The sequence below is a fragment of the Phyllobacterium zundukense genome (assembly GCF_025452195.1).
Taxonomy (GTDB): Bacteria; Pseudomonadota; Alphaproteobacteria; order Rhizobiales; family Rhizobiaceae; genus Phyllobacterium; species Phyllobacterium zundukense_A.
Genome location: NZ_CP104970.1, coordinates 508460 through 526193 on the forward strand (window position 1 = coordinate 508460; position 17734 = coordinate 526193).

A 17734-nucleotide genomic window follows, 5' to 3' on the forward strand; every position below is an offset into this window, starting at 1 on the left:
GATCCCACGGCGGCCGAGCCAACCGCGCCCATGGGCGCTTTCCACGGAGATGAAATCTATGATCAATCGTACAATCAGATGGCTCGGCCTGGCCATGGGCCTTGCGGTGTTGTCGATCGCGCCTGCGCAGGCGGAAACCACACTCGAGGTCCTCCACGCCTGGCCCGGGGACCACGGCAACTACCAGCCGCTCGCTGATGCATTCATGAAAGCTCATCCGGACGTCAGGGTCGAGTTCCGGGTTTCCCCGCCTGATTACAACGAAGCGAACCTTGTCGTCACCCGGAATGCCATGACCGGCAACCTGCCGGACGTCTACTTCTCGGGATTTTCGGTACTGCGCCCTCTCGTGACGACATTGAAGGCTCGTGGGCAGGCAGTTCCTCTAACGCCGTTTATCGGCGCCGAAAGTAAAGAATGGCTGGAGCAGAATTACTCGCCCGCCATTCTCTCTTTGGGCCAAGTCGATGGCGTTCAATACGGCATTCCTTTCAATGCCTCAACGCCGATCGTTTACTACAACGCGGACCTTGTGACGAAGGCTGGAGCCGACCCCGACCACTTCCCGTCCGATTGGGAAGGTGTGATTGCGTTGGCGCGCAAAATCAATGCGCTTGGCGGAGACGTCCGCGGAATGAACTATTCCGTCGGATCCCTCGAGAGTGATTGGCTCTGGCAGGCAGCGATTCTCGAGCGTGGCGGCGCCATCCTTACCAAGGATGAGAAGGCGGTCGGATACGACAACATTCTTGGTCTCGAAACGTTGCGGTTCCTGCGCCACATCGCGGAGGCGACTGACATGGATGTCGCGACGGCGCAAAACTCCTACAAGGAACTGTTCTTTGCTGGGAAGCTCGGCTTCTACATAACCTCGCCTTCTTCTGTTCGCTCCTTCATGCAGACGATCGGCGACCGCTTCGCGATGCGAACTGCGCCTTATCCGCTTATTGACAGGGTGAGTGGCCGCCTTCCTTCGGGTGGAAATGCGGCGGTGATTCTCGCAAAGGATCCTGAGAAGCAAAAACTTGCTTGGGAGTTCGTGAAGTTCGTCACAGGACCTGGGGCACAAGCCCAGATCGCTGAAGCCACGGGTTACATGCCCACGAACAAGAAAGCCTCTGACCTCTTGGGGCCGTTCTATTCCTCAAATCCAAATTACGCCACCGCCGCTACACAAACAGGAATTGCTGGGTCCTGGTATGCGTATCCCGGTTCCACCGGTGTTGAGATCTGGCGCGCCCAGCGCGATGTGATTGACCTTGTTCAACGTGGAAAACTGTCGCCGGAAGACGGTTTGAAGCGCATCGCTACAAAGACGGCCGATCTTCTGAAATGAGTGAAGGCCCGATTGCCGGGAGGGGAATCGGGCCAAAACCCTTCGTATCTCTGCCACTATCCAAACAGGAAATGAGCCAACAACCGTGCAGATAATACTTGCAAGCTACAACATTCAGTATGGGGTCGGGAAGGACGAACGGCATGATCTTGCCAGAATCGTCTCTGATCTTGGTGATGCGGACATCATCGCGTTGCAAGAGGTGGAAATCGGAAATCCGCTAAGGGATTTCGTCGATCAGTCGGCTGAAATCGCTGGTCTGTTGGGCCGCGAATTTTGGGCCTACGGGCCTGGTATTGACCTTCACCTCAATGGAAGTGTAACCGGCGGCCGGCCCGGCCTGCGCCATAAGTTTGGTAACATGGTTTTGTCGCGTTGGCCCATCCAGAGTGTTACCAACCACACGCTTCCGAAGATTGGCCTGCACGGAACGCTTCATCTCCAGCGTACGCTGTTGGAGACCGTGATCGCCACGCCGGTCTCGCCCCTGCGCTTCTGCTGCACGCACCTCGATCATGTTTCCCCTTTGAACCGCATGCCGCAAGCCGAGGCGCTGCGGGCGATTATGCTCGACGCCGCGCGCCGCGGCGGGCCGTGGGGCGGTGCAGAGCCAGACGATGCCGGTTTCCCTGGGCCATTGCCGCCGTGGCCTCGCGGCGGCGTCATCATGGGCGATATGAACTTTGAGCCGGACGCGCCTGAATATGAACACCTGCTAGGTGATGCGTCGCCGATGCTGCGTAAGAGGGTCATGCCGGCCGACGGCCTGTTCGATGCCTGGGTTATGACCGGGCACGGCGAAGCAGAAGGCTGGACTTTCAAGCGGCCAGAGAAACAGCCCATGCGGCTCGACCATTGCTTTGTCACAGAAGACTACGTTCCGTCGTTGATTTCGATGAGGATCGACCAAGAGGCAGCCGGGTCGGACCACCAACCCATTTTTGTCACGCTCGATCTCGGGATGAAAGCAAGTCGATGATTGGTACTTCATTAAGCCATACAATTACTGCCGTGCCGCCGAAGCTGATCATATTCGATTTTGACGGAACATTGGTTGAGACAGAGGCACTTGTTGCGCAGATCATCTCCAGCAAACTCGCTGAACTCGGTCGGACCGTCTCACCGGCCGATATCGCAGCCACGCTCGCCGGTGTTCCTCGCGCTCAAGAAGTGACCCTGCTTGAAGCACTCGCCACCGTTTCGCTGCCCGAGCGCTTCATGGAGGAGGTAGACGTTGAATGGCGCGAGGCAATCCTGGCCGGCGTCGCCCCCACGGCTGGAACTGTCGATGCTTTGACAACCCTGCGCATTCCGTTCTGCGTCGCTTCGAACGCAACACGAAAAGATCTTATCCTGCGCATGCGCTCTGCAAAGATCTTCAATCTGATAGGGCCGAGGTTTTTTTCTTCTCACGACCTTGGTCTACATAAGCCAGATCCCGCAGTCTTCCTTCTTGCTGCGGAGGCAATGGGTGTCCAGCCGTCAGAGTGCCTGGTGATTGAGGATAGCGTCACTGGTCTCGAAGCGGCCCGCCGCGCGAAAATGCGCAGCTGCGCCTTCATAGGCGCCGCACATCAATCCGAACGGATGCACTCCGCTCTGCAGAGCTGCGAACCGGACGGCTTCCTATGGCGGATCTCCGATCTTGCGCAGATATTACATGAAGCGGTTTGACGCGCATCGGCAATAGTATCGCCTGGTCCTTCCTGAAAAAAGGGCCGGGCAACGGCACCTCTCGATTTAATACCGCCAACTCCTGGATACATCGCGCCAGATTTTCCGAGATATTATTATGACCTTTGAAACTGCCGACAGCCACCTCTTGTGGGAATTGTACTTGCCTGTGCCGGCTATGCCTGTTTCGCAATGCAGGATGCGTTGGCCAAATGGCTCGTTGCCGATTACGCGGTCCCAGAAATCCTGTTTATGCGAAGCCTTGTCATCATAATCTTGGCAGCAGCACTCGGGAATCGCGGTTGCGGCATGCGGGTTCGTCGTCTTTTCGCCTGCCGGCAGGCATTTCTGAAAGAGAGCAACCCGGTGAAGACGCGACTGCGCTTGAGGCGTGCAGTTGTTTGAAAGCCGTATAAAGAAGTTGGCTGACCCCATAGGTCCGTCCATCATTTTTCTTGCCGAAGCCCCGTCAACGTCTCAGGTGCGATCCGGCCAACCCTTCTTAATGGTGGCGAACATCGTCGCGTAAGCCTCGCGAATGTCGTTTTTCAGCGCCTCGCTCGCGCCGACACCATCACCTGCAGCAAGACATGCGACGACCTCGGAATGGCGCTTATGTCCATGTTGCAAAGCCATTCCGGCCGCCAGCAAATGAAGAAGCGGACCGCTTTGAAGCCAGAGAATTTCGATGGTCTTGAGGAGAATCTCATTCTGAGATAGCGCGTAGAGCGTAAAGTGGAACGACTGATTGAATTTCAAATATTGTCGAACATCGAATTCTTCAGCATTCTCAAGGTCGTCCAGCTTCGAGTTCAGCGTTGCTAGTTTTGCGATGTCAGCCGACGTACAGGATTTCGCTGCCCATTCGACCGCCTGACCTTCGTTGACCAAACGAACCGCCAAAAGGTCGCGGATCTGCTTCTCAGTCAACTTGGGAATGCGAACGGAGCGGCGGGGCGCCTGTTCGAGAGCACCTGCGACCACGAGCCTATTCAGAGCCTCGCGAATGGGCATGTGGCTCGTTCCGAAAGCAGTCGCGAGCTCCTCGAGCCTCATTGGTTGGCCGGGCTGAAACTCTCCAGCCATCACCGCATGCTTCAACTCCGTGTAAACATGGTCGAGCGTCGAGCTGGGAGACACCTCCCGGAGTGGGGGGACTTTGAACTTAGTGATGGCGAACATCCTTACCTATATGGCGCGCCGAACCTTAGAGCCTCGCGACCAGTCGCATCAATAGCTTGCAGAGAAGATTTGATACGATCAACAGACAATTGTTGATCAAATGTCAAGATCCGTGCTAACAAAATATGGGTGTCTGTTGCGCTTCATGTATGGTTTGTGGCGGTGCATAGCGTGGAAAAAAATGCCTAAAATCCTATACATAGCAGCAATGTGACAGTCGCCTCCTATGATTTTCTAAATTTTCATTGACAAACCGTCGCGTTGAGCTAATGTTTTCTTGATCAAAGATCAACAAAATAGGGAACAGCCTTGATCGCCCGATTTCGTGCCAACTCTTTGAGTTGGTCCGTGCTTATCCACAACGGGAAACGAACCCGTTGATTGGATTTGCGGACGCGCGCGCAGGTTCCCGCAACTCGGAGAACTAGCGTATGAACAACGACGTCTTCATTACATGTGCTGTTACGGGAGCGGGTGAAAACTTTAAGAAGAACCCGAACGTTCCGATCACGCCGGAGGCGATCGCAAAGGACGTCCTTGCAGTGGCAGAGGCCGGTGCAGCAATAGCGCACATCCATGTCCGTGATCCCGAGACCGGCGTCGGCAGCCGCCGCACCGATCTCTACAAAGCGGTGATCGACCTGGTTCGCGAAAGGAATAAGGAAATCATCATCAACACCACCGCCGGAATGGGCGGTGACGTAACGTTTGGCAAAGACGATCCCTTCGCCCTCGTCACCGAAGAAACCGACTTGGTTTCCCAGAAGGAGCGCTTGGTCCACGTCGAGGCGCTGCGCCCAGACATTTGCACGCTCGACTGCGGCAGCTACAACGTTGGGCCCGGCAATCTCGTCTATGTCAGCACGGCCGAACAGGTACGTCAGGGCGCTGAAATGATCAGCGCCTTGGGCGTAAAGCCCGAGCTTGAAGTCTTTGATCTCGGTCACATGCAGCTTGCGATGGAACTGCTCGAAAAGGGTTACTTCGAGGGCAGCGCGATGGTTCAGTTCTGCCTGGGCGTCAACTACGGCGCGCCTGCCACGACGACGTCGATGAAAGCCTTCGCCGACATGGCGCAGGGCAAGGACGTTATCTGGTCTGCTTTTGGCGTCGGACGCATGCAACTGCCTATGGTCGCGCAGGCTGTGGTTCTCGGCGGCAACGTGCGCGTCGGCCTCGAAGACAATATCTGGCTGAAGAAGGGTGAACTTGCGACCAACGTCGCTCTCGTCGAACGTGCTAAGACAATCATCGAGGCTATGGGCGCGAAGGTAATGAGCTCTAGTGCTGCCCGCGATCGGCTTGGCCTTAAGGCAGGTGCGTGATGGTGAGCCTACTCGACCAACGTGCTATCGTCACCGCCGGAGCGAGCGGGATCGGACGTGTTGTCGCCCGTACGCTTCATTCGGCTGGAGCCAAAGTCGCCGTGTGCGACATTAGTGAGGCTGCGCTGCAGTCTTTCGGTGAGGAAAATCCTGACATCACAGCTTACCAGTGCGACGTGCGCGACGCTGCCGCAGTGACGGCAGTGTCCGAGGAAATGATTTCGTTGCTCAACGGCGTCGATATTCTTGTCAACAATGCTGGGATCGCTGGGCCGACGAAAAACGTCGAGGATATTACCCCGGCTCAGTGGGATGAGACCGTTGTCGTAAATCTCAACGCTCAGTTCTATTTCTGCCGCACCGTTATCCCTCACCTCAAGCGCCAGAAGTCTGGCAGCATCATCAATCTTTCTTCAGCCGCTGGACGGTTAGGGTTTCCGAACCGCACTCCATACGCGGCCGCCAAATGGGGCGTGATCGGCTTTACCCAGTCCCTCGCCATGGAACTTGGTGAGTTCAACATCCGTGTGAACTCGGTTCTGCCGGGATCCGTGAGCGGTGACCGCATGAACCGCGTCATTGCCGAGCGCGCGAAACTCTTGGGCATTTCAGAGGAAGCCGCTTGGGCCGATGAGCTCAAGAATATCTCGATGCACAAGATGATCGACCCGCAGGAGATCGCCGATCTTATCGCTTTCGTATGCTCGTCGTCAGGCCGGTCCGTCTCAGGCCAGTCACTCGGCATCTGCGGAAATACGGAGGTCATCCGCTAGACTAAGACTCCAACTCAAGCAAAGGGGAACTACAAGAATGATAAAGCGCAATATTCTTACGGCAGTCGCCGCTCTGTCGGCAGCCACATTCGCTCACGCCGACGCAATCAAAGTCGGCGTGATCACGCCACAGACGGGACCCTGTGCTCAGTACGGCATCCCGATCACGCGTGGCGTTGAGATGTGGGCTAACCAAATAAACAAGGGAGGCGGCATCGCCGATGCTACCGGCAAGCAACACGCCATCGAAGTGCACGCGTATGACAACAACTGCTATACGCCTGGCGACGAACTTACTTCTGCCCGCCGCGCGGTGCAGGACGACGGTGTGCAGTTCCTTCTCCAGACGTGGACACCCGCGGCTCGCAAGGCAATCGCCTCCTTCGTGACCGAAAACAAGATTCTCACCATGACCTATGGTGGGGGCTATCTGAGCAAGCAGTTCCCATATCTCATCGGTGCAATCACTGGTGCACCCGCAAACTACATGCATGTCGCGGCATACGTCGTCGAACATCATCCCGAGGTCAAGAAGGTTGCAATCCTGGTGCCCGATGCCTCTTACGGCCATACGGCGGCGGCATACTTCAAAGCCGGCTTGGCGCCGTACAGTGATCGCATCGAGATCGTTTACGAAACCCCCTACGACATGGCTATGGCGAGCGACATTATGGGGGTGGTGACGCCTGTCGCTGCCGCTCAACCGGACCTTCTGCTTGAACTCGGGTTCCCCCCGGGCCAACAGGCTCTGATGGTCGAAGCGATGCAACAGCTTGGCTATAAAGGGCTCTTTGCCAGCGAAGGGTGGTCTTTGAAGTTCCTGCTGGAACGCCTCGCGCCCGAAGATATTGCCAACCGCTTCTATAGCGCTTACGCGATCGATGCGCAGCTAAAGGGCCAGAACGAGCGTCTCGATGCTCTTTTCGCCGAATATGCCAAGAAGTACGGTGAAGCCGACTGGACCTATCTGACGTCGATGGCTTACGCATCGATGACATCGCTTGAGCCGGGGATCAAGGCTGCGAAGACTCCGGATGGAGCGTCTGTTCTCGCTGCTCTGAAAAGCGGCCCATCTGTTGAACATCCGATTTTCGGAGCCTCCCCGTGGGGCGGAATGGATATCTACGGTGTCGACAATCTGCTGACCACGGCAATGCCGATCTACCAGATCGACGAAACTGGCAAAGCGATCAAACGGGATGACACCGTCGACACGGCTGCCTGGTGGGAAAAGAACAAAGCGGCCGCGCTTTCTGTACTTGAGTCGACCGGTCAAGTGACGAAAGACTAATCCAGTCTCATCGAGAGGGTTCTTGCGCACGGCGCAAGAACCACCTCCCCTATGGCTTCTCCGAGGTGAGCGCGTCATGCAAATTACGTTGAATATCTTATCGTTGACCTCATTCTACGTCTGTTTTTCCATTGGATTGGCACTCGTTTTTGGGGTGATGCGCGTCGTTAACTTCGCACATGGCGATTTCTACATGCTCGGTGCGTACGCGGCATGGGTGACGTTGGCGGTAATCTCCCCGGTCACGGGTAGCATTGTCGGCTACGCAGTCAGTGCGGGCGTAGCCGCTCTGGTGCTCGCAGCGATGGGTCTACTTGCCAACGCAGCAATCATACGACCACTCGCGGATCGCCCTCTCGGCATTTATGTGGCGACGCTCTCGCTCTCCTACATTCTTCAAGTCTGCGTAGTCCAAGCCTTCGGCGCCGTGGGCCAAATCGTTAAGCCGCCGGTCCCAGGAGTCCTGTTCCTGGGGGGAGCGATCATGCCGTATCAGCGCGTGCTGGTCATGGTGGTTGCTGCGATCATGATCGTTGCCCTGTGGTTGTTCATGGAGCGCTCTCGTCTCGGTCGAGCAATGCGGGCCGTCGCTCAAAACAAAAGAGGCGCTTTGCTTCAGGGCGTCAACATCAAGCTCGTCGGATCATTGGCGGTCGTAATAGGTGCCATCATGGCGGGAACCGCAGGTGTCGTCATGGCACCCGTGGCGGGCGTTAATCCTTTCATGGGCGTCGACGCTCTCTGGAAGGCATTCATTATCATCATCGTCGGTGGGATCGGTTCAATTTGGGGCGCAGTCGCAGCAGCATTGATGTTCGGTATCTTTGACACGTTGGTGTCCGTGGCAGGCTTCGGCAGGTTTCTCGCAATGTTTAGCGCGCTCATCATGCTCATCGTTCTGTCAATTCGGCCCCAGGGTCTTTTCGGGGAGAAAGACTGATGAGCGATTCCACTGCAAAGAAAATTGCTCCTCCGTCAATCACGGTGAGAACACAACTAGCGATATTGGTTTGCTTGCTCGTGGCGTTGGCGGTTCTGCCGGTCCTCGTAACCTCCTACTGGAAGGATGTGACTATCATTTTCCTTCTCAACTGCCTTCTGGTTGTAAGCTACCGCCTAATTACCCTCATGGGAGGATGGTCGTTTGCACATGTGGCAACGATGGGCCTCGGCGGGTACTCTGTCGCACTCCTTTCCCAAGCCCCGTATAATCTTCCGATCGGCATCACGATTGTGATCGGCGGGTTTATCGCCCTGATCTTCGGGCTGCTGATTAGTTATCCGGTCCTTCGAACACGCGAGTATTACTTCTTCCTCGCGACGTTCGCTGCCGGCGAGGCTCTTCGCCAGAGCTTTATCCAGTTTCGCGAGATAACAGGTGGAACCAGTGGGATCGCGTTTATCAAACGGCCCCAGGGCTTCGAAGATGTGACAAGCTTCCACTTCCTGCTTCTGGCTGTGTTGGCGATCGTAATTTTTACACTCCTCGCATTCGAGCGTTCTCGGGTTGGGAAGACCGTCCAGGCTGTCGGCCGGAACGAGGAACTGTCCGTTTCTCTCGGGATTAACGCGTGGGGTTATAGGAGTCTCGTGTTCGTCATTGGATCGGCGCTCGCCGGGATCGCCGGAGGGTTCATGGCGAGCTACAACGGTATCGTTTCGCCTGCCGATTTCAGCTCAACCCTGATGTTCAAGATTGTCGCTTCCGCAATCGTCGGCGGCGTGAGCAGCTACATCGGACCTATCGCAGGTCTCATCTTCTTGACCGGGATCGAGCAGCTATTCCGTGGCGTACCCCAGGTCGTGCCGTTGATATGGGGCGTGTGCGTTATCTTCGTACTCCTTGTCGCCCCCGGGGGGATCGATTCCAGAATCCAATCACTCCTTTCAAGACGACGCTCGAAAAAGGAGGCTTCCAATGCTTGAACTGGAAAATGTTACCCGTCGTTTTGGCAACCTAACCGCAATCGATAGCGTCTCCACGAAGGTTTCAAGTGGGCACATACACGGATTGATCGGTCCAAACGGATCCGGAAAGTCGACGATGATGAACCTGATCAGTGGGTTCCTGAAGCCGACCACTGGAAGCATCAACTTTGAAGGGACGCGAATTTCCGGCCTGAAGCCGCATGTCGTCTCACGCGCTGGAGTCGTTAGAACCTTTCAGCTCATCAAAGTCTATTCTGAGGCAACGGTTCGCGACAACATCCGTATGGCTGCCATCGCGCGTCTTTCTCCTCCCTGGGCTCCAGCTGGGTTTCTCAAGAACCCGGGATCAAAGGAAATTGAGGGAGATGTCGACCGAGTGCTCGAGATCATGAAGCTCGGGCATGTTGCAAACCAGATCGCAGGCATCCTTCCAGGGGGGATGCAGCGGACACTTTCGGTCGCGTCCGCCTTTGTTGCAAAGCCAAAGCTTCTCCTTTTGGACGAGCCTCTTGCAGGTTTGAATGCAACGGAGAAGGCAGGGCTGGCGGCGTCAATTCGTGAAATCAACAAGAGCGGCATCACGATCCTGCTGGTCGAGCATGACATGAAGACCGTTCTCAGTCTCTGCTCGCACATGACAGTCATCAACTTCGGAAAGAAAATTGCCGATGGGCCACCCTCTGACATCGTCAATAGCAGCGCGGTGATCGAGGCTTATCTGGGAAGCCGAGGAGGGAAGGATGCTTGAGGTTCGCAATCTCTCAGTCGATTATTCCGGAATCAAGGCGGTCGACAAAGTCTCGATCGATGTCGGCCCGGGCGCGATCACCGCACTTATCGGGAGCAACGGCGCCGGCAAGACGTCATTGCTCGGCGCGATATCGGGACTCATCGCGCCGTCAACTGGGACCATAACCTTCAACGGAGTGGACCTGACGGCGACCAGTCCGGCGGGCATTGTCGCAGCCGGTGTGGTCCAGGTTCCGGAAGGGCGCGAGCTCTTCCCGCGGATGACGATACAGGAAAATCTGCTCCTCGGTGCTCATCTTCGAACCGATAAGCGCGCGATTAGCCGTGACATGGACCGCGCTTACGAGCTCTTCCCTGTTCTGGCGCGAAAGCGCACGTTGAAGGCTAGGCAATTGAGCGGGGGCGAGCAGCAGATGTTGGCGTTCGCTCGAGCGATGATGTCCGATCCGAAACTTTACATTCTCGATGAACCATCAATCGGGCTCGCGCCACTTATTGAAGAGCATCTTATGCGCTCGATTGTTCAGATTTGTAAGGAGACGGGTGCCGGTGTGCTTCTCGTGGAGCAGAACGCGATGCTTGCCCTGGAAATCTCCACGAATGCCTACGTGATGGAGCTCGGTTCGATCACGCTTTCCGGGCCTTCTTCCGGGTTGCTCAACAATCCTGCGGTCGCCGCAGCCTACCTTGGACAATAGAAATGATCGATGAAACCTGGATCGAGACTGCGCGGACAATGGTTTATCCGGCCGATTGCGACTCGCAGAACCACTTGAACACCGCAGGGTATATGCGGGTATTCGACATCGCTATCTTCCAGCTTTTTTTCCGGCTCGGATACACAGTTGAAGACCTCGAAACGAACATGGTTGGGTGGGCCGATGTTTCTCACCAGATCAACTATCTCAAAGAGATAAAGTCTGGCTGGCCACTTTTCGTCAGAAGCGCGGTCGTCAAGATTGGCCGCAGTTCCATCGACTCTGTCCATGAGATCGTTGTTGAAGGCACCGGCGAAGTCGCTGCCAAACTTCAGGCAAAAACTGTGCAATTCGATTTACGGGCGCGCGCGTCACTGCCGGTCCTGGATGCGGTGAGAACCGCCGCCCAAGACCGCTTCGCGTCTCTCCTGCAGGCCACAATTTCGGCGCCGTGACAAGCGCGCTGAAAGCGCGCCAACTGCGGCCAGTTTGTAAAGTAGAGATCATCAGGGAGTTGAAATGAGATTAGCTTGTGACACTGGGGGAACATTCACCGACCTTATGGTTGAGGGCGATGATGGTTCGTTGCGAATGTTTAAATCGTCTACGGTCCCTTCGGATCCCGCTCAGGGAATTCTTGATGTCTTGTCCCTCGCGGCTACGGATTTCGGCCAGACCCTTTCCGAATTTCTTGCGGCCTGCGGAACATTCATCCACGGGACGACGCATTCGATCAACGCAATTATCACGGGGAATACCGCCAAGACCGCGTTCCTGACCTCGCTCGGGCACCCAGAGATTCTTCTCCTTCGTGAGGGTGGTCGTTCGAGCGCCTTTCCCGATCATGTCAGCTACCCTGAGCCCTACGTTCCGCGCGCGTTGACGTTCGAAGTGCCTGGCCGACTGCTCAGCGATGGCTCGGAAGATACCCCGCTCGACGACGTAGCCGTGATGGCGATCATTGAGGAACTCAAGAAACAGAATGTAGAAGCCGTCGGCGTCTGCCTTCTCTGGTCGATCGTCAATCCAACCCATGAAATTCGCATTGGCCAGCTCCTTGCCGAGCACCTCCCCAATGTAGCTGTAACGTTGTCGCATCAGCTCAACCCGTCTATGCGTGAGTTTCGACGCGCATCGTCGACCTGTATGGACGCTTCGCTGAAGCCTTTGATGGGCAAGTACCTCGGTCGTCTGGAGACCAGGTTGCGCGAATCCGGGTTCACCGGTCGACTGCTCGTTCTCACCTCTCAAGCAGGCATGATAGAACTCTCACGAGCTGGCGAAGACGCCGATCCACTCGCTGAACTCCGGTCCCTCGACCGCTCCAGTTGGTGGCCGCCACTTCTCGGTTCTTGATACAGGCAATTCCACCGCAATCATCAGCGATACCGGCGGGACGACATATGACGTGAGCCTTGTGCGTCACGGCGCCATTCCCACAACCCGCGACATGTGGATCGGCGAGCCTTACATCGGCCACAACACTGGTTTTCCTTCCGTCGACGTTAGAAGTATTGGCGCGGGTGGCGGCAGTATCGCACGGATCGATGAAGGCGGGATGCTGCACGTTGGGCCAAAGAGTGCAGGTGCTATGCCTGGCCCTGCCTGCTTCGGAAATGGCAATACCCAGCCGACATTCACGGACGCTTGCGTAGTTCTCGGATACATCGATCCTGACTACTTCCTTGGCGGTCGGATGAAAATCGACGCGTCCCTGTCACGTGCCGCCGTCGAGAATGCGATCGCTCGCCCACTTGGCGTGTCAGTTGAGGAAGCAGCAGCCGCGATCGTCGATATCGCAACCGAGAACATGGTTCAGGCGATCGAAGAGATTACCGTCAACCAAGGGATTGATCCCTCCGAAGCCACTCTAATTGGTGGCGGCGGTGCGGCGGGCCTGAACTCAGTCTTCATCGCAAAGCGGCTGAATTGCCTGAACCTGCTATATCCAGAGACCAGTGCGACGTTGAGTGCCGCTGGGGCTCTCATGTCGGATCTCGCGGCGGATCATCAGCTGACGGGTTATACCATTTCCGATCGTTTCGACCGCGAGAAGGTGAATGGCATTATCAACGGACTTAAGGCGAAGTGTGATGATTTTGCTTCCGGCGCCGGCAAGGGCTCGCTCGAAACGACGATCCAGTATTTCGTCGAAGCACGGTATGAGAAGCAGGTCTGGGAAGTTGAACTTCCGCTGCCGAAGGATGCCCTCGTTACGGACGCCGACGTTGATGCCCTGATCGAAGCGTTCCACGCAAAACATCGCGAAATTTTCACTTTCCATGACGAGAATTCGCCCGTCGAATTCATCACTTGGATCGCGAGAGTTCGTTGCCGCTTCCGCGACGCTGCACTCGGTCGCCTTTCCAACAGTTCGACAGGCGACCGTCCCGACGACAGGCCTTGTTACTTCAGCGGCTATGGGACCATCGAGACGGCGATCGTATCGTCCTCCAGCATGCGTGTCGGCGAAGAATATCGCGGGCCGGCAATCCACGAATCCCCGTTCACCACGATTGTTATCGACCCCACCTCATCCTTCAGCCTGACCGGTGCAGGAAGTGTACTCGTTAAAGCTGGTGCGATTGGCTTCATCACGGAGAAAGCGTAATGACTTCGTCAGCAAATATTTCCGCGGCACAGATGTCGATCCTGTTCAACCGGATCGGGGGCATCAATCGGAAGATGGCGAGCACCATCCTTCGGACCGGGCGTTCGGGCGTATTGAACCGCGCTCGCGATTTCTCGACTTGCATTCTGACCGCCGATTGCAAGCTGCTGTACTCAGCGGATTCCATTCCGATCCACACGCTCTCCGGTCCTGATTTGATGGCGAAATCCATGCTGGAGTTTCATCCGAAGCTCAAAGCGGGAGACGCCTTCATCCACAACTCCCCGTATCACGGCAACTCCCATGCGGCGGACCACGGTTTCATCATCCCGGTTATCGACGATGAGGGGATCCACCGCTTCACGATCGTGACGAAAGCGCACCAGGCAGATATTGGTAATGCGGTTCCATCGACGATGATGGCAACAGCAAGAGATGTCTACGAAGAGGGAGCTTTGATCTTCCCATGTGTACAGATACAGCGTGACTATAAGGACATCGATGATATCATCCGGATGTGCCGTGCTCGCATTCGAGTGCCTAATCAATGGTATGGCGATCTCCTGGCGACCATTGGCGCAGCCCGTATCGGCGAAACCGAGCTGCTGAACCTGGGTAAGGAGATCGGCTGGGACAAACTCTCCGCGTTTGTCGAGCAGTGGTTCGACTATAGCGAAAAGCGGATGGTCGACGCGATCGGCAAGCTCACGAGCGGCTCCACCGTCATGTGCTCCCAGCACGATTCATTTCCCGGCACTGGACCCGAAGGTGTGACGGTTACAGCCAAGGTGACGGTCGATGCAGAAGCTGCGATGATCGATATCGACTTCCGGGATTGCCCGGACGCCTTGCCTAGCGGTCTCAATCTTACCGAAGCAACGTCGCGAACCGCTGGTATGATTGGCGTGTTCAACTCCATCGATGCCTCCGTTCCGAAGAACTTTGGCAGCTTTCGCAGGATCAGGGTTCACCTTCGCGAAAACTGCGTCGTCGGCATTCCGCGTCACCCAACCAGTTGCTCGCTTGCGACGACGAACCTTGCCGATCGGGCTGGTAACTGCGTGCAGATGGCGATTGCCGAAATTTCTGAAGGCGCTGGGATGGCCGAGGTTGGGTATAGCTTATGCCCGACAACAAGCACGGTTTCGGGGATCGATCCGCGTGACGGAAAACCCTACGTCAACATGGTGTTTCTCGGACACACGTCCGGTGCTGCGGGCGCGCATTCGGACAGCTGGCTGACCGTATTGAACGTCGGGTGCGCCGGCATCTGCAATATTGACGGTGTCGAACTCTCGGAGGTTTTCCATCCTCTCGTCGTACGCGAAAGAAGGCTTCTGACGGACACCGAGGGCGCAGGTCGTTTCCGTGGAGCCCCAGCGATCCGGGTCGAATTCGGTCCAATCGGTGCTGACATGACGTTCATCTTCGCAAGTGACGGAACGGAAAACCCGCCACGAGGTGTTCGTGGCGGCGGTTCGGCCCATGGTGCGGGCCAGTTCGTTCGAGATCTGCAAGCTCAGATCACGCCAATTGACAAGGTCTCCAACATTACCTTGAAGGCCGGCGAAAACATGATCGGGATTGCCTGCGGTGGCGGCGGATATGGAAATCCCGTCGAGCGTGCTGTCGATCTCGTCCTAAAGGATGTGGCCGAGGGTTGGATTTCCCCCGAACGTGCGCGCGACGTTTACAAGGTGGCGATCATTGATAACGTGGTCGATATGCAAAAGACCAGCGAATATCGGAACATGTCCCACTAACGCCCACGAGTGCGATGTTGTCGGTCTCAATCGGCAACATCGCTGGAGGTTGAAATAGATGACAGCTGATAACATACGCAACGTCGGTGTAATAGGCGCCGGAAGCATGGGAGGCGCGTTGGCCGAAAGCCTACTTGCGGAGGGTTTCGGCGTTAGTGTCTGGAATAGAACGCCCGAAAAGCTAGTGCCGTTTGCCGCGTTAAACGCGTTCACCTCGACAGATTTAAATTCAGTCATTGAGCGCTCTGAATTGATTGTAGTCAGCATTTCGGATTACGCATCGACTGAAAAGTTGCTGTTCGCAGACGGGCCAAGGGAAGCTTTGCGTGGAAAAATCCTCGTTCAGCTAACAACCATTACTCGTAGCGAATCTGAAAAAATGGCTGCCTTATGCCAGCTGGATGACATCCTCTATCTGGATGGCGCCATCATGGGCTTGCCACAGCGCGTCAGGGATGGAGATTGCATTATCGCCTATTCGGGTCCGCGTGGCGTTTACGCTTACTGCGAGCAGGTCCTGCTCGCGCTCGGGAAGAAGCCCATGTTTATCTCGGAGAGCTACGGCGCAGCTCCCGACCTTGAGCTCGCAAGGTTCGCTTACATCTACGGTTCCTGGCTCGCCTATTTCCAGGCCCTTGCCTTCTGCTCTGCCGGGGGGCTGCCATTGGACGTCATTGTGGAGATTATCGACAACGGGGAGCACATTCGCAACCGCACGACCAAGCGGTATGGGGATGCCATCATACAACGCGATTACACTGCTCCCGGAGCAACGATCGACGTCCACGCCACTGCCTTCAAGCTCGTCTCGGAACAAGCGAACTCGCTCGATATGAGGACCGATTTGATCCAGCTCCTCGGCGGTCTGTTCGATGAAGCAAAGGCTAAGGGGTACGGGCAGAAACAGCTTCCCGCACTCTTCGAAATCATGGTTGAAGGCACCCGGCGCGCATAAGCCGCGCTAGGCAACAAATTCAAAAAACTGGGGAGCATTATGAACAAGATTCACGACAATCCAAGTTCTGCCCTTGGGGGCTTGCTATTCGACGGCATGTTCATCGCCGCGGGCGGCTTCGGGCTTTGCGGTATTCCAGAACTGTTGATCGACGCCCTTCGCCAGGCTGGCACCAAAGGCCTAACGATTGCCTCTAACAATTGCGGCGTCGACGACTTCGGGCTCGGCGTGCTGCTGAAGACGAAGCAGATCAGGAAGATGATCTCGTCCTATGTCGGCGAGAACGCCGAGTTCATGCGCCAATACCTGAGCGGCGAACTCGAGCTGGAGTTCAACCCGCAGGGAACTCTGGCCGAGCGGATGCGCGCCGGCGGCGCCGGCATTGCCGGTTTCTATACCAAGACCGGCGTCGGCACCGTCGTTGCCGAGGGCAAGGAAACAAAGCTCTTCAACGGCGAGACCTTTGTTCTCGAAACCGGCATTGTTGCCGACCTGTCGATCGTCAAGGCCTGGAAGGCCGACACGTCGGGCAATCTCGTCTTCCGAAAGACGGCTCGCAACTTCAATCCGCCGGCCGCGACCTGCGGCAAGATCTGCGTCGCCGAAGTCGAGGAGATGGTGCCGGTCGGCAGCCTCGATCCTGATCACATCCATGTGCCGGGGATCTACGTGCATCGCCTGATCCAGGGCCAGCATGAAAAACGCATCGAGCAGCGCACCACGCGCGTAGCGGCTTGAAGGGCGGGGAGGTGAAAGACATGGCCTGGGATAGAAACCAGATGGCGGCGCGCGCTGCCCGCGAACTCGAAGACGGCACCTACGTCAATCTCGGCATCGGTATTCCGACGCTGGTCGCCAATTACATTCCCGAAGGCGTTCATGTGACGCTGCAGTCGGAGAACGGCCTGCTCGGCATTGGCCCGTTCCCGACCGAGGACCAGATCGATGCCGATCTGATCAACGCCGGCAAGCAGACGGTGACGGCGCTGCCGCATTCGGCCTTCTTCGACTCGGCGCAAAGCTTTGCAATGATCCGCGGCGGCAAGATCGCGATGGCAATCCTCGGCGCCATGGAAGTGTCTGAGGCGGGCGATCTCGCCAACTGGATGATCCCCGGCAAACTGGTCAAGGGTATGGGGGGTGCGATGGATCTCGTCGCCGGCGTCAAGCGGGTGGTTGTGGTCATGGACCACACCAACAAGGCCGGTGAGTCCAAGGTGTTGAAGGCCTGCACCCTGCCGCTGACCGGACAGAGCGTCGTCGATCGGATCATCACCAACCTCGGTGTCCTCGACGTCGTTGATGGCGGACTGGAGCTGGTCGAGCTTGCCGACGGCGTTACCGAAAGTGAGATCCGCAGCGCAACCGAGGCGACCATCGTCAACTAAACCTGGCGGTTACTACCGAGATGCTGGAGCCGGCCTTTGCCGGCTTCGCAAGAACAATA

At 56.5% G+C, this 17734-nt stretch carries 18 protein-coding genes and 1 pseudogene; 18 read left to right on the plus strand and 1 reads right to left on the minus strand.

Features of this window, described 5'->3' with window-relative positions:
- The first annotated feature begins 58 nt into the window (after positions 1–58).
- The 4 genes and pseudogenes from N8E88_RS04245 to N8E88_RS04260 all read left to right on the plus strand — a co-directional run.
- Complete coding sequence (locus N8E88_RS04245; RefSeq protein ID WP_262290800.1) at positions 59–1336, plus strand: ABC transporter substrate-binding protein; 1278 nt, start codon at positions 59–61, stop codon at positions 1334–1336.
- Positions 1337–1421: 85 nt separating this feature from the next.
- Positions 1422–2315 (plus strand): endonuclease/exonuclease/phosphatase family protein, encoded by an 894-nt coding sequence (locus N8E88_RS04250; protein WP_262290801.1) that lies wholly within the window; start codon positions 1422–1424, stop codon positions 2313–2315.
- Positions 2312–3010: an HAD family hydrolase gene (locus N8E88_RS04255; RefSeq protein WP_262290802.1), complete on the plus strand. Its 699-nt coding sequence runs from the start codon at positions 2312–2314 to the stop codon at positions 3008–3010. The genes N8E88_RS04250 and N8E88_RS04255 overlap by 4 nt, the downstream gene beginning before the upstream one ends.
- Before the next feature lie 150 nt (positions 3011–3160).
- A pseudogene (locus N8E88_RS04260) lies at positions 3161–3301 on the plus strand (EamA/RhaT family transporter); the annotation flags it as partial.
- A 186-nt stretch (positions 3302–3487) separates the two neighbouring features.
- Here N8E88_RS04260 and N8E88_RS04265 read toward each other — a convergent pair.
- Positions 3488–4192 carry a GntR family transcriptional regulator gene (locus N8E88_RS04265; RefSeq protein ID WP_315975191.1) on the minus strand — a complete coding sequence of 235 codons (705 nt, stop codon included), beginning with the start codon at positions 4190–4192 and terminating at the stop codon, positions 3488–3490.
- 431 nt (positions 4193–4623) lie between these two features.
- On the opposite strand from N8E88_RS04265, the gene N8E88_RS04270 reads away from it, so the two are divergent.
- From N8E88_RS04270 to N8E88_RS04330, 14 genes are all read left to right on the plus strand, one after another.
- Entirely contained in the window at positions 4624–5517 is an 894-nt protein-coding gene (locus tag N8E88_RS04270; RefSeq protein WP_262290804.1) for a beta-keto acid cleavage family enzyme, read from the plus strand.
- Complete coding sequence (locus tag N8E88_RS04275) at positions 5517–6290, plus strand: SDR family oxidoreductase (protein WP_262290805.1); 774 nt, start codon at positions 5517–5519, stop codon at positions 6288–6290. Before N8E88_RS04270 ends, N8E88_RS04275 begins: the two co-directional genes overlap by 1 nt.
- A 37-nt stretch (positions 6291–6327) precedes the next feature.
- On the plus strand, positions 6328–7581 hold the full coding sequence (locus N8E88_RS04280; RefSeq protein ID WP_262290806.1) for an ABC transporter substrate-binding protein: 1254 nt from the start codon (positions 6328–6330) through the stop codon (positions 7579–7581).
- 76 nt (positions 7582–7657) lie between these two features.
- On the plus strand, positions 7658–8521 hold the full coding sequence (locus N8E88_RS04285; RefSeq protein WP_262290807.1) for a branched-chain amino acid ABC transporter permease: 864 nt from the start codon (positions 7658–7660) through the stop codon (positions 8519–8521).
- Positions 8521–9507, plus strand: coding sequence for a branched-chain amino acid ABC transporter permease (locus tag N8E88_RS04290; RefSeq protein WP_262290808.1), 987 nt, complete (start codon positions 8521–8523; stop codon positions 9505–9507). Before N8E88_RS04285 ends, N8E88_RS04290 begins: the two co-directional genes overlap by 1 nt.
- Positions 9500–10258: an ABC transporter ATP-binding protein gene (locus N8E88_RS04295; RefSeq protein ID WP_262290809.1), complete on the plus strand. Its 759-nt coding sequence runs from the start codon at positions 9500–9502 to the stop codon at positions 10256–10258. The genes N8E88_RS04290 and N8E88_RS04295 overlap by 8 nt, the downstream gene beginning before the upstream one ends.
- On the plus strand, positions 10251–10958 hold the full coding sequence (locus tag N8E88_RS04300) for an ABC transporter ATP-binding protein (protein ID WP_262290810.1): 708 nt from the start codon (positions 10251–10253) through the stop codon (positions 10956–10958). The genes N8E88_RS04295 and N8E88_RS04300 overlap by 8 nt, the downstream gene beginning before the upstream one ends.
- 2 nt (positions 10959–10960) lie before the next feature.
- Positions 10961–11413: an acyl-CoA thioesterase gene (locus tag N8E88_RS04305; RefSeq protein ID WP_262290811.1), complete on the plus strand. Its 453-nt coding sequence runs from the start codon at positions 10961–10963 to the stop codon at positions 11411–11413.
- A gap of 64 nt (positions 11414–11477) precedes the next feature.
- Positions 11478–12314, plus strand: coding sequence for a hydantoinase/oxoprolinase N-terminal domain-containing protein (locus N8E88_RS31465; protein ID WP_315975192.1), 837 nt, complete (start codon positions 11478–11480; stop codon positions 12312–12314).
- The gene (locus N8E88_RS31470; RefSeq protein WP_315975202.1) at positions 12259–13569 is read left to right on the plus strand and encodes a hydantoinase/oxoprolinase family protein; all 1311 of its coding nucleotides are present in this window, start codon (positions 12259–12261) and stop codon (positions 13567–13569) included. Before N8E88_RS31465 ends, N8E88_RS31470 begins: the two co-directional genes overlap by 56 nt.
- Positions 13569–15332, plus strand: a complete 1764-nt coding sequence (locus N8E88_RS04315; protein ID WP_262290812.1) for a hydantoinase B/oxoprolinase family protein — start codon at positions 13569–13571, stop codon at positions 15330–15332. Before N8E88_RS31470 ends, N8E88_RS04315 begins: the two co-directional genes overlap by 1 nt.
- A 58-nt stretch (positions 15333–15390) precedes the next feature.
- On the plus strand, positions 15391–16287 hold the full coding sequence (locus N8E88_RS04320; RefSeq protein WP_262290813.1) for an NAD(P)-dependent oxidoreductase: 897 nt from the start codon (positions 15391–15393) through the stop codon (positions 16285–16287).
- 39 nt (positions 16288–16326) lie between these two features.
- Positions 16327–17025 carry a CoA transferase subunit A gene (locus N8E88_RS04325; protein ID WP_262290814.1) on the plus strand — a complete coding sequence of 233 codons (699 nt, stop codon included), beginning with the start codon at positions 16327–16329 and terminating at the stop codon, positions 17023–17025.
- Positions 17026–17045: 20 nt separating this feature from the next.
- Complete coding sequence (locus N8E88_RS04330) at positions 17046–17675, plus strand: 3-oxoacid CoA-transferase subunit B (RefSeq protein WP_262290815.1); 630 nt, start codon at positions 17046–17048, stop codon at positions 17673–17675.
- Positions 17676–17734 lie beyond the last annotated feature (59 nt).